Source organism: Streptomyces aculeolatus, assembly GCF_020400605.1.
GTDB classification, from domain to species: Bacteria; Actinomycetota; Actinomycetes; order Streptomycetales; family Streptomycetaceae; genus Streptomyces; species Streptomyces aculeolatus.
In genome coordinates, this window is sequence record NZ_JAINRD010000003.1 from 82,505 (window position 1) to 93,967 (window position 11,463).

At 75.4% G+C, this 11,463-nt stretch carries 12 protein-coding genes; 4 read left to right on the forward strand and 8 right to left on the reverse strand.

Going from position 1 to position 11,463, the window contains the following annotated elements:
- Positions 1–25: 25 nt before the first annotated feature.
- The 8 genes from LG396_RS06980 to LG396_RS07015 form a co-directional block, all read right to left on the reverse strand.
- Positions 26–1,006 (reverse strand): ABC transporter substrate-binding protein, encoded by a 981-nt coding sequence (locus tag LG396_RS06980; protein WP_037742524.1) that lies wholly within the window; start codon positions 1,004–1,006, stop codon positions 26–28.
- A 276-nt stretch (positions 1,007–1,282) separates the two neighbouring features.
- Positions 1,283–2,065 carry a 2-keto-4-pentenoate hydratase gene (locus LG396_RS06985; RefSeq protein ID WP_018840846.1) on the reverse strand — a complete coding sequence of 261 codons (783 nt, stop codon included), beginning with the start codon at positions 2,063–2,065 and terminating at the stop codon, positions 1,283–1,285.
- A 143-nt stretch (positions 2,066–2,208) separates the two neighbouring features.
- The gene (locus LG396_RS06990; RefSeq protein WP_225794060.1) at positions 2,209–3,057 is read right to left on the reverse strand and encodes a cytochrome c biogenesis CcdA family protein; all 849 of its coding nucleotides are present in this window, start codon (positions 3,055–3,057) and stop codon (positions 2,209–2,211) included.
- On the reverse strand, positions 3,054–3,824 hold the full coding sequence (locus LG396_RS06995; protein ID WP_225794061.1) for a DsbA family protein: 771 nt from the start codon (positions 3,822–3,824) through the stop codon (positions 3,054–3,056). The genes LG396_RS06990 and LG396_RS06995 overlap by 4 nt, the downstream gene beginning before the upstream one ends.
- A gap of 13 nt (positions 3,825–3,837) precedes the next feature.
- Complete coding sequence (locus LG396_RS07000) at positions 3,838–4,437, reverse strand: hypothetical protein (RefSeq protein WP_225794062.1); 600 nt, start codon at positions 4,435–4,437, stop codon at positions 3,838–3,840.
- Positions 4,438–4,593: 156 nt separating this feature from the next.
- Entirely contained in the window at positions 4,594–4,980 is a 387-nt protein-coding gene (locus LG396_RS07005) for a hypothetical protein (protein ID WP_225794063.1), read from the reverse strand.
- A 135-nt stretch (positions 4,981–5,115) separates the two neighbouring features.
- Positions 5,116–5,661, reverse strand: a complete 546-nt coding sequence (ybiA, locus tag LG396_RS07010; protein ID WP_225794064.1) for a riboflavin biosynthesis intermediates N-glycosidase — start codon at positions 5,659–5,661, stop codon at positions 5,116–5,118.
- A gap of 140 nt (positions 5,662–5,801) precedes the next feature.
- Positions 5,802–8,972, reverse strand: coding sequence for an amidohydrolase family protein (locus LG396_RS07015; protein WP_225794065.1), 3,171 nt, complete (start codon positions 8,970–8,972; stop codon positions 5,802–5,804).
- Positions 8,973–9,268: 296 nt separating this feature from the next.
- Here LG396_RS07015 and LG396_RS07020 point away from each other — a divergent pair, with 296 nt between their 5' ends.
- The 4 genes from LG396_RS07020 (at position 9,269) to LG396_RS07035 (ending at position 11,454) form a co-directional block, all read left to right on the forward strand.
- The gene (locus LG396_RS07020; protein ID WP_018839831.1) at positions 9,269–9,556 is read left to right on the forward strand and encodes a heavy-metal-associated domain-containing protein; all 288 of its coding nucleotides are present in this window, start codon (positions 9,269–9,271) and stop codon (positions 9,554–9,556) included.
- Between the two features lie 285 nt (positions 9,557–9,841).
- Complete coding sequence (locus LG396_RS07025; protein WP_037742506.1) at positions 9,842–10,207, forward strand: BlaI/MecI/CopY family transcriptional regulator; 366 nt, start codon at positions 9,842–9,844, stop codon at positions 10,205–10,207.
- A complete protein-coding gene (locus LG396_RS07030; RefSeq protein WP_225794066.1) occupies positions 10,204–11,118 on the forward strand; it encodes a M56 family metallopeptidase in 915 nt (304 codons plus the stop codon). Before LG396_RS07025 ends, LG396_RS07030 begins: the two co-directional genes overlap by 4 nt.
- Positions 11,119–11,310: 192 nt before the next feature.
- Positions 11,311–11,454 carry a hypothetical protein gene (locus tag LG396_RS07035; protein WP_225794067.1) on the forward strand — a complete coding sequence of 48 codons (144 nt, stop codon included), beginning with the start codon at positions 11,311–11,313 and terminating at the stop codon, positions 11,452–11,454.
- Positions 11,455–11,463: the final 9 nt, after the last annotated feature.

An 11,463-nucleotide genomic window follows, 5' to 3' on the forward strand; every position in this document is an offset into this window, starting at 1 on the left:
GCAGCGGCCGGCCGCGGCGCGGCGCTCAGTCGGCGAGCAGGTCGTCCAGCGGGTCGAGGTTGTCGATCAGACCGGCGTCGGCGGTCAGCTGGGCCAGGCCGGCGATCTCGTCGCGGTCGGACTCGGGGTTCCAGCCGGGGAGCGTCAGGTCGTCGGTGAGGCCCTCGTCGAGGTCGAGGTAGGTGTTGAGCACGGCGCGCGCCTCGTCCGGGTGCTCCTCCGCGTAGCGCAGGGACTTCTGCAGCGCCTTGGTGAAGCGCTCGACGACCTCGGGGTTCTCGCCGGCGTACGCCTCGGAGGCGAACCAGCCGGCGAAGGGGAGCTGCTTGCCCATGCCGGCGTAGCTGACGGGCAGCGCGTGGCCGCCGTCCTTCTCCACGATGCTGATGAACGGCTCGCTCAGCATGGCCGCGTCGATGTTGCCCTTGTCGAGCGCGGCGGGCATGTCGGGGATCGGCACCTCGACGAGCTTGGCGGCGTCCCGGTCCAGGCCGGCGTCCTCCAGGCTGGCGCGCACGGCGACCTCGTTGATGCCGAGGAGGGTGTTGACCCCGATGGTCTTGCCCTCCAGGTCGGCGACGTCCTTGATGCCCTCGTCCTTGGTCATCAGCTGGCCGGAGCCGTCGTCGAGCACGTCGTCGGAGGCGCGGGCGCCCACCGAGAGCATCGTGACCGGCACGCCCTCGCTCTTGGCGATCAGGAGGCTGACGATGTTGGAGTAGCCGAACTGGTAGTCGCCGCTGACGACCGCGGGGGTGATCGCGGCGCCGCCCTGGGAGTTCTGCAGCTTCGGGTTGAGGTCCTGCTCCTTGAAGAAGCCCTTCTCGATGCCGAGCTTGACGGGCGCGATGTCGATGATGGGGATGACCCCGAGGGTGATGTCCGTGGGGCCGGAGCCGCTGTCCTCTCCCCCGCCGTCCGAGCCGCAGGCGGTGGCGGCGGTGAGGAGGAGAGCGGCTCCGGCCGCTATGGAGACGGTTCTGCGAAGACGGCGCGACGACGGCATGCCGGACTCCCTGCTGCGTGAAGGATCGATGGGGTGGCCGTCGGTCGCCTTGAGGGGCACGGCGGGGACGGCGGGCGAGGGGGGTGGCGTAGGCGGGTGGACGGGGGCCGGGCGCCGGGTACGGCGGCCGGGGCCGGGGTGGGGCGGCCCTGGCCGGGGTACGGCGGACGGGGCCGGTGGGTACGGCGGCCGGGCCCGGTACGGCGGTCGGGCCGGGGAACGGGGCCCGTGGCGGTTCGGGTGTCGAGGGCTGGGCGCGGTGGGTGGTGTGGCGCCTCAGCCGCCGACGACGGTGACGGTGCCGAGTGTCGCGAACTCGGCGGAGATCGTCCGCCCGGGTTCGACGAACACGGCGTCGGTGAGCCCGCCCGTCAGCACGGTCCACCCTGCTTCGAGGGCGATCCCGCGCCGGGACAGGGCGTTGGCGGCGAGCGCGAGCGCCCGGGCCGGATGGCCCTGGACGGCCGCGCCGGTGGCGGTGTCGACGACCTCGCCGTCGATCATGAGCCGGCAGGCCTCGGCGGCGAGGTCGAGTCCGTCCGGCGGCACGGCGCCGGCGGAGACGACGAACCGGCACGACGAGGCGTTGTCGGCGACGACGTCGGGGAGGGCGAAGCTGAAGTCGCGGTAGCGGCTGTCGATGACCTCGAACCCGGCCCGTACCTCCGCGACCGCGGCGAGCGCGTCCTCCGCGGTGACGCCCGGCCCGGCGAGCCGGCGGCCGAGGGTGAACACGATCTCGGGCTCGACGCGCGGGTGGATGGTCTCCGCCATCGGCACGGGCGCCCCGGCCGGCAGCACCATCGCGTCGGTGAGCCAGCCGGTCAGCGGGGCGTCGATGCCCATCCGCCGCTGCTTCGCGGCGGACGTCAGCCCCAGCTTCACCCCGATCACCCGCTCCCCCGCGGCGACCTTGCGGGCCAGCAGCTCGTCCTGTGCGCGGTACGCCGTGTCCAGGTCGAGGCCGGGCCACTCGTCGGTGATCCGGCCGCCGTCGCTGCGCTCCCGCTCGCGGCGGATCAGCTCATCGACGGTGCGCTCGACCGTCCATACGCTCATGAGCTCCCGCCTCCCTCCCGGACACGCGGCCGTGGGAACGGCCGCATCGATCTGCGCGGTGCGCGTTGGTCCCTGAGTATGTGACAAGAAAACATTGCAATCAATAGATTGATAGCAATGAGTTCTGGAACCCCGCCGGCGACCTAGCCTCCGGCGTCCGCCGCTTCCCGGCCCGCGCGGCTCCGGCGGCGCCCGGCTGCGAGGGCCGCGAGGGCGATCGCCGCGGCGGCGCAGACGAGCACCACGTCGGGCACGGCGGAACCGACGTCCCGGGTCCACTGCTCCAGCGCGAACTCCTCCTCCACCCCCACCGCGCCCGGCAGCGCACCGGTGCCGTCGAACGCCAGGAACACGGCGCCCAGGACGACGAACAGGGCGCCGGACACCAGCTGCGTGGAGTGCAGTTCGAGCCGGCCGAGGCGGGCCGGCCGCCCGCGCAGCCAGCGCCGGCGGCCGAGGTCGAACCGGTGCCACAGCAGGGCGAGTACGAACAGCGGGGCCGCCATGCCCAGCGCGTAGAACGCGAGCAGGACGCCGCCGTAGGCGGTGTTGCCGCCGAGCGCCGACACGGTCAGCACCGACCCCAGGATCGGCCCGGCGCAGAACCCGGCGAAGCCGTACACCGCGCCCAGCGCGTACACGCTCACCGCCGACTCCGGCCGGATCCGCCCCGCCGCCTGCTGCATCCGCCGCGAGCCGAACCCGAAGCCGAGCATCTGCGCGGCGCCGAGCGCGATGATCGTCCAGCCGCCGACGGCGATGAGCAGTTCGCGGTGGCCGTAGAAGAGCCTGCTGGCGAACGACCCGGCCACGCCGAGCGGCACCAGGGTGGTGCACAGTCCGGCGTAGAAGATCGCGGTACGGGCCAGGAGGCGGCCGGCGCCGCTGATCGAGTAGGCGAAGAAGGAGGGCAGCAGCAGCGCGCTGCACGGGCTGAGGAGGGCCAGCAGGCCGCCGAGGAACGCGGTGAGGTAGCCGACGTCCGCGCTCACTCCGCCTCCCCGGCCGCGGCGCGGGCCTTCTCGACCGCTTCCTCGAAGACCTCGGTGGGCTGGGCGCCCAGCACGGGCGTGGTGTTGATCAGGAAGGCGGGAGTGCTGGTCACACCGAGGTTCTGGCCCTCTGCGGCGTCGCGGGCCACGGCCTCCTCGGCGGCCCGGCTGCCCATGTCCCGCTCGAAGCGCGCGAGGTCCCGGACGCCGGCCGTCCGCGCCATCGCGATCAGCTCGTCGTCGGCGAACTCGCCGCTGTTCTTCTTCCGTTCCTCGCCGTACGCCACGTCGTGGAACTCCCAGAACCGGCCCTGCTCCCCGGCCGCCCAGCCCGCCTGCGCGGCGCTCTGCGACTCGTCGCCGAAGATCGGGAAGTGCCGCCACTCGATCCGCAGCACGCCCTCGGCGACGTACTTGTCGACCAGCTCGGGCTTGGTGTCGCGGGCGAACTTGCCGCAGAACGGGCACTGGAAGTCGGAGTACTCGATGAGGACCACCGGCGCGTCCTTCTCGCCCATGGCCGCCGGGTCGGCGGCGGCGCGGCGCTGCAGGCCGAGCAGCGCCCGGTCCTGCGCGGACGGCGCGTCCCCGCGGGCGCCGTCGCCGGGCCCGGCGTCCGCGGTACGGCCGCCGCCGGAGCCGGGGTCGGAGTCGGAGCCCGAGCCGGCGAAGAGGGAGAGGGTGCCGAGCCCGAGGGCGGCGGCGAGGACGAGGGCGACGACGACGGTGGACGCCTTGCGGGTGCGCTTGCTGGTGTCGGTGTTCATGGATGGCTCCCGGTCAGCGCGTCGGGTCGGAGGTGGGTTCGGTGGCGGGACCGGCGGCGGGCTGCACGGGCTGCTCCGTGTCCGGTTCCGCGTCCGGTTGCGTGTCCGGTTGCATGTCCGGTCCGCCCGGGGGGCCTGCGACGGCGCATGCCGCCTCACCGGCCAGCCGCTGCACCGCGGCCACCGCGAGCAGCGCCACGGAGCCCGCGCCGATCACGGGCTGCAGCGGCGCCCAGTAGGACAGCGCGCCGGAGGTGCCCAGGGCGACGAGGACGAGCTTGTTGCAGACCGGGCAGCCGACGGCCAGGAACGACAGCACGCCGCCGGCCGCGCCGAGCCGGGAGCCGCGCTCCGCGCCGGGCGGCGCCTGCGGCGCGCGGACGTACGTGGCCAGCACCACCCCGGCGAGCAGGGCGGTGGCGGCCAGCACCGGGTAGCTCCACCACTCCGGCGCGATCTCGCGGCCGAAGACGGGGTTGGGGACGAGGGCGGTCGGCAGTCCGATCGCCAGGGCGGTGGCGGCCGCCGCGGCGGCGGCGGTGAGCCGGCGGGCGGCGCCCCACAGGGCGAGTGCGCGCAGCGCGAGGCGCACGCGGTTACGGAGGAAGGGCATGAGGTGTCCTGCGGTCGGGTTCGGGAACGCGGAGGATCCGCGTGCGCGCGGGGACCGCCGCCGGAAGGCGGACAGGCCGTCAGGCGCAGGCGGGCAGGCTGCGGCGGCGGCTCGCGGAACGGGTCGGTTCCTGCGGCGGGCCGGCCGCGGCGGTGCCTACAGCCGCAGAACCACCAGTCGCGCTATGTCCGGCCCCGGTGGCGTACGGCCCTGGGCCCTCGCCGGTCCGGCGTCCGCGGGCGCACCGACCGCGGCGCGTACGTCCCGTACCGCGTACGGAACGGCCGCCTGCTCGCTGCCGGCCCGGACACCCGGCGCCGCCTGCTGCACGGCCGCGCCGGACTTCCGGCACCCGGGCGACTCCCGCTCACCGGCCTGCGACGCCTGCTCGGGAGCGGCGTCCCGCGGCGCGCCCGCGACCGCGCGGGCATCCGCCGCGGACGCCTCGGCGCCGGGCGCCACCTGGGCGCAGGCGAGGGAGATGAGCACCGCCAGCGTCACCACGAGCGCGCGTACGGCCGCGCGCGGGAGGGTGGCGGTCATGCTGATCCTCAGGTCCGGGGACCCCTCATTAGAACACGGCCGTTCAGGCCGGCGGCCTGCCGACGGCCAGGAAGAACCGCATGGCCGCGTTCCGCACCGGCGCGATCCGGCGGGGGGTGTGCACCGCGCGGTTCATCATCCGCGCGGCGCGCGCGAGCTGCTGGGTGGGCCGGCGAGCGTGGCCCGTACCTCCATCAGGGCGAAGCCCAGCAGGTTCAGGCCGCGCCAGGCGCCGGGGTCCCGGGCCCGGTCGTCGGTGGCGGCCAGGCCGATGCCCCAGACGCGGTCGACCGGGCTCGCCTCCACGAGGACCCGGCTGCCGGTGCCGAGGAGGTACGCGCCGAGGTCGGGGTGCCGGCCGAACTTGGCGAGGTTGCCGCGTACCACCGCAGCGAAGCGGTGCTCCTGCCACACCGCCTCGTCGAAGCCCCGCACCTTCCGCCCCTCGGCCTTGGCCGCACCGGGGTGGCGGGCGGCGAGTATGCGCGCGACGGCCGCCTCGTCGCCGAACAGCCGCGCCTTGGCGGCCATCATCCAGTGCTCGGCGGTCGCGTACGCGACGCCGTCCACCTCGAACTCGACCGGCCACCACTGACTGAGGCAGGCGGCGTCCACGACGCCGGGGCGCTTGGCGCGATGCCCCCAGAAACACAGGTACTTGAACCCCCGCCCCTCCCCCACCGCAACCCGCAACTCCCCCACAGACCCCGGCAACTCACCCACTGGCCCTCCCCCTCCACGCCCCGCACGTCCGTGTCCCGTACAAGGATGGGCCCGGCCCTCCTCGCGGGGAGAGCCGGGCCCGGATTGCGGCGCGCGGGCTACAGGCCCGTGTCGCAGCAGCTGTCCCGGCGCATCAGGCGGCCCACCTCCAGCCAGTCCACGTCCGCGCGCGGGGACGTCTTCGGTTCGAAGGACTGCACCAGGTCCTCCTGCGCGAACCGCCGTCCGCCCCGCAGTACCGACTCCGTGCGTACCAGGGTGGCGAAGTCCGTGAACGGGTCGCCGTCGATCACCGTCAGGTCCGCGTACTTGCCCGGCTCCAGCGTGCCCAGGTCGTCCGCCGCGCCGAAGGCGCGGGCCGGCAGGACCGTTGCGGTGCGGAGTGCTTCGGCCGGGGACAGGCCCGCGCGGTGGAGGGCGCGCAGGGCCAGGTGGAGGTGGAGGCCCACGGGGACGAGGGGCTGGTCGGTGCCGAGGGCGACGACGCCGCCGGCGGCCAGGATCCGGCGGTAGACGTCCGTTTCGGTGGCCAGGGTCCGCAACTCCGCGGCGCTGGGCGGCTGCTCGGCGCGCTGGACGACGGTCGCGGTGTCCCACGGCGGCATCAGCACCGTCACCCGCGGGTCCGCGGCCAGCGCCGGGTCGGCGCCGAGGAGCGGGAGCGCGGTGAAGGGGGTGGCGATGAGGTGGAAGTCGCCGGTCGCGGAGTAGATGTCGACGAGGTCCGCGTGCGCGCGCCCGGACGCCGTCGTCGCGTGGCCGAACTCCAGCCGCTGCGTGGCCTGCAGATGCGTCGTCAGGTCCTGGCCGAGCTGCACGCCCGGCGAGCACAGGTGGCTGCCGCTGCGTACGCCCAGCCGCTCGTGTGCGAAGGCCGCCGCCTCGGCCATGACCCAGCCGGGCGCGCGCACGTACGTCTTGACGAAGTCCCAGTCGAGCCCCTCCGCCCGCGTCAGCGAACGCCGCAGGCCCGCGCGGGTGCCGTGGGCGCGGCCCATGCTGTACGCGACGCGCGCCCCGTCGAGCAGTTCGCCGGTGGCCAGCAGCCTGGGGCCCGCCAGTTCGCCGGCGTCGGCGGCCTCGCGGACGCGGGCCTGTTCGTAGGCGAAGCCGCCGAGCGAGACGGCGGTGGTGATGCCGTACGCGAGTTGCAGCGCGGTCTGCCGGCCGCCGTAGGTCGACTGCCAGGGGTGGATGTGGGCGTCCCAGAGCCCGGGGAGGACCGTGCGCGCGGAGGCGTCGACGCGGCGGGCCGCGGGGCGGCCCGCGCGGTGGGGTTCGACGGCGGCGACGCGGCCGCGGCGGACGACGATGTCCGCGTCGTCCCGTACCGCGTCGGACGTGCCGTCCCAGAGCCGGCCGGCGTGCACGACGGTGTCGGGGGCGACGGGGCGGCGGTAGTCGAGCGGGATGCGTACCGTGCGGGCCCTGCCGGAGGCGACGTCGGCGATACGGACCCGCCCCGCCGACAGGTACGCCACCTGCCGGCCGTCGCCGGAGAACGACGGGTGGTCGGCGGCCTCGTCGGTCAGCTGCCGCGGCTCGCCGTCCGGGGTGCCGTCGGGCCGTACGGGCAGCAGCCACAGCGCGGACTCCACCACGACCGCCAGCCACCGCCCGTCCGGTGACCAGACGGGGCCGGAGTCGTAGCGGTCGGAGATCGAGGTGTGCGCCGCGACGGGGTGGAGGCGGGCGGCGCCGGTGGCGGCGTCGACGAGGCGGATGAGGTTGTAGCCCTCGCGGAAGCGCTGGTTGAGCCGGTTGCGGTCGCACAGCGCCAGGTAGCGTCCGTCCGGCGACCAGCTCGGCCGGCCCGGCAGCCCGCCCCCGCCCAGCGGCGCGGCGAGCACCTTCTCCGCGCCGGAGGCGAGGTCGGTCACCACGAGGTTGCCGGTCATGTCGACGGCGGCGAGCCGGGTGCCGTCCGGGGAGAGCGCGGGGAAGACCCGGCCGCCTTCCGCGAGCACGGTCTCCTTGCCGGAGGCGAGGTCGCGGCGGCGTACGGCGAAGAGGCCGTCGCGGTCGTCGGCGTAGACCAGGCCGCTGCCGTCGGGGGTCCAGGCGGGGGCGAGGAGGTAGCGGGTCCGGTCCGCCTGGACGACCTTGCGCGGGCGCGCGCCGCCGGCGATGTCGGCGGTCCAGAGCGCGCCGAGCGCGCAGAAGGCCAGGCTGCGGCCGTCGGGGGACAGCGCGGGCAGGTGGACGGCGCGCACGCGGCGTACGCCGCCGTCCGCGAAGTCGTACGACTTGGCGCGGTACCGCGGGCGCTCGACGGGCAGCGTGGCGGCGAAGTCGATCGTCTCCGTCCGGTCGGCGGCGGCGGGGTTCACGATGCGGAACCGCCCGCCGGCGGTGAGCAGCAGTTCCTCGCCGGAGACCCAGCGGGGCGGTACGGGCGACACGTCCGCCCCCGCGTCGCCGAGGTCGACGGGGGTGCCGTCGACGACGAGCGTGCACGACGCCGAAGGCGCGGCGGTCGTACGCAGATACGCCAGCCGGCCGCCGGGGCCGACCGCCGGGGTAATCACCTGGGCGCCGCTGGTGTCCGTGTGCTCGGTGCGCACCTCCTGCGGGCCGTCCGCGGCCACGGACGCGACGGTGCGGGCCGCGAGGGCGCCGTCTTCGCCGACTTCGGCGCGTACGAAGAGCACCCGATCGCCGTCCGGCGACCAGGCCGGGTCGAAGTCCTCCCAGGCGCCGCCCTGATGGGGGCCTTCCTGGTCCGGCAGCCCGGTCAGCGGGGTCAGTTCGCCGGTGGCGGGGGTGAGGGTCCAGATGCGGTACGGACTGCCGTCGACCGGGTCGCCGCCACGCTCCGAGCAGAACGCGATGCGGCTGCCGTCGGGCGACCAGGCGGGCGCGCGGTCGTCGAAGGGCCCGTCGGTGAGCTGGGTGAGCCCGGAGCCGTCGGGCCGCATCGTCCACAGGTGGAAGCCGCCGCCGCGGTAGGCGCACACGACCAGGCTGCGCCCGTCGGGCGCGAACTGCGGGCGGTTGGGCTCCAGTCCGGCGGTGGTGAGGGCGGTGGCTTCGCCACCCGATCGAGGGATCGACCACAGGACGTTCTGCACCTCGGCGACGATGCGGTCGCCGCCGGGGGCGAGGGTGGCGGAGCCGTTGGTGGCGGCGGTGAAGGACAGGGTGCCGGCGGCGCCGCGCGGTGCGGCGGCGGCCGGGGTGTCGAGGACGGCGCCGGCGGTGGCCGCGGTGGCGGCGGCCGTGGCCTGGAGGAAGCGGCGGCGGGAGAGGTCGAAGAGCTCGGCGTCCATGGGTCCTCCCGGGACTCGTACGGTGCGGGCGGTACGGGACGATACGGAGGAGTTCAGGGCGTTACGGACCGGGCGAGCGGGCGGTCCGGACGGAACACCCCGACTGTCAGTTGTACGCCGCCGGACGCTCCTGTTGTAGACCGCCTCCTGAGCACCACCCGTCCCGGGAGTCTCCGTACCGCGCACCGCAGCCACCCTCCGGCCGGGCTTGCCAATACCCCCTAGGGGTATTACTGTCGTCCGGGTGAAGGGGCACACGCCCCTCCCGTTCCACCTGGCATTCCGGAGGAAGAACCATGAGCGACGGCAACTCCTGCTGCACCACCGACGGCAGCTGCGGCGGCGGTGCCGCCACCGAGACCGCCACGGCGCAGACCGGCACCGTCTTCACCGTCAGCGGCATGACGTGCGCGCACTGCGAGGCGTCCGTCACCAAGGAGGTCTCCGCCCTCCCCGGCGTGACCTCCGTCAAGGCCGACGCCGCCAGCGGCACGGTCTCGGTCCAGGCCGGCGGGGCGCTCGACGACGCGCAGGTGCGCGGCGCGGTCGAGGAGGCGGGCTACGAGCTGGTCGGCCGGGCCTGACCCGCACCCGGCCCCACTCCGCACCCCGGGCCGGGCGGTGGCGAACACCGCCCGGCCCGGGGCCGGTTCCCGTACATCCGCCCTTCCCCTCGGCCCTCCCCTCACCCTTCCCCTCACCCTTCCCCTCGCCCTTCCCGTCGGCCCTCCCGGCCCTTCGCACCCGCAACGCCCATGCCCTTGGCGGTCATCGACGAGCCGGCCCGGTTCCCGCCCGGAACGGGTGGCTACGATGGGGCCGCGCCGACGCCGCGGCCACCGCCGGGCAGGGGGCCGAAGGGAGCGAGCGTGCGACAGCTGGGTGAGCTGGAGGCGGAGATCATGGACCGCCTCTGGGCCTGGGGGCGGCCCGCGACCGCGCGCGACGTCCTCGCGGACCTGAACAAGAAGCGGCCCCTCGCCTACAGCACGGTCAAGACCGTCGCCGACATCCTCCACCGCAAGGGCGTCCTGCGGCGGGAGAAGGAGGGCCGGGCCTGGGTGTACGAGCCGACGCTGACCCGGCAGGAGTACACCGCGGCGCTGATGCAGGACGCGCTCGGCAGCAACCCCGACCCGGCCGGCGCGCTGATGAGCTTCGTCGAGCAGATGTCGGCGGAGGACGTGGACGCGCTGCGGTCCGCCCTGCGGTCGGCGAAGCGGCGCGCCACGTGACCACCGTCCTGGCCCTGGCCGTGTACGCCGCCCTCGCCGGGGCGGTGGCGCCGTACGCGCTGGCCAGGGCGCGGTGGGCGCACCAGGCGCCGAAGGTGGCGGTGGTCGCCTGGCAGGGGCTGATGGCGGCGTTCGTCGTCACCACCGCCTCGGCCGTCCACCAACTGGCTCTCGTCGAGCAGCACGTGCACAGCGGGCTCGTCGGGCTGCTCGGCATCTGCGGCCTGTCCCGGGCCGTCACCGGCATCCCCGCGCCGACTCCGGCGGACGCCCTGCTGTTGCTGCCGCCGCTGGTCGTCGTCCTCGTACCGACCTGCCGGCTGGTGCACTGCCTCCGGCAGGCGAGGCGTGCGCAGCGCCGCTCGCTCGACATGCTCGCGCTCGTCGGCCGCCCGGCTCCGGAGTACGGGGCGACCGTGGTGGACCACGCCGCCGCTGCCGTCTACTGCCTGCCCGGCGGGGCCCGGCGGATCGTGGTGACGCAGGGCGCGCTCGACGCGCTGACCGAGGAGCAGCTGCGGGCCGTGCTGGCGCACGAGCGCGCGCACCTGGAGGGCCGCCACCACCTGCTGCAAGCCGCCACCAGGGCGTTCCAACGGACCTTCCCCGGGCTGCCGCTGGCCCGGCTGGGCCGCGAACAGACCGCGCTGCTGCTGGAGATGGCGGCGGACGACCGGGCGATGGCCGCGCACCCGCGCGACGTCCTCGCGACCGCGATGTACGAGGTCGCGGCGGGCCAGGCCCCCGAGGCGGCGCTCGGCGCCGGCGGTCCGGGGGCGCTCATCCGGCTGCGCCGGATGCTGGCGCCGCAGCACAAGCCGCGCCGCGTCACCGGATGGAGCCTGGTCGCCGCGTCCCTCGCCGCCCCGGTACTGCCGCTGCTGCTGGCCTGCGGCCCCACGACGAACTGAGCAACCCGCAACCGCCCGCCCGCGCCCGCACCGCTGACGGCGGGGCGGCGATCCGGCCCGACCATCAGGCGCCCCGCACCGCACATACCGCCGCCGACTGCCCCTCCGCGCCCCCGCACCCCGGCCGGCCGGGGTGTCCGAGGCGTCCGCTAAGGTGATTAACGCAAAGAAGCAGTGGACGGAGGTCGAACGATGCCCCGAGATCCCCGCCGGAAGCGCCCAGCCCCCGCCTTCCGCACCGCGGTCCCGGCCGCCGCCCTGCCCGCCGACGGCACCCTGGCCCCCGCGCGGCACGCGGGCCGGGACGCACGGCGGGACGGCACCCTCCGGCAGTAGGCGCACAGA

Coding starts and splice junctions, on each gene's coding strand:
- LG396_RS06980 (WP_037742524.1), bottom strand. CDS start 1,006: ATGCCGTCGTCGCGCCGTCTTCGCAGAACCGTCTCCATAGCGGCCGGA.
- LG396_RS06985 (WP_018840846.1), bottom strand. CDS start 2,065: ATGAGCGTATGGACGGTCGAGCGCACCGTCGATGAGCTGATCCGCCGC.
- LG396_RS06995 (WP_225794061.1), bottom strand. CDS start 3,824: ATGAACACCGACACCAGCAAGCGCACCCGCAAGGCGTCCACCGTCGTC.
- LG396_RS07000 (WP_225794062.1), bottom strand. CDS start 4,437: ATGCCCTTCCTCCGTAACCGCGTGCGCCTCGCGCTGCGCGCACTCGCC.
- LG396_RS07005 (WP_225794063.1), bottom strand. CDS start 4,980: ATGACCGCCACCCTCCCGCGCGCGGCCGTACGCGCGCTCGTGGTGACG.
- LG396_RS07015 (WP_225794065.1), bottom strand. CDS start 8,972: ATGGACGCCGAGCTCTTCGACCTCTCCCGCCGCCGCTTCCTCCAGGCC.
- LG396_RS07020 (WP_018839831.1), top strand. CDS start 9,269: ATGAGCGACGGCAACTCCTGCTGCACCACCGACGGCAGCTGCGGCGGC.
- LG396_RS07035 (WP_225794067.1), top strand. CDS start 11,311: ATGCCCCGAGATCCCCGCCGGAAGCGCCCAGCCCCCGCCTTCCGCACC.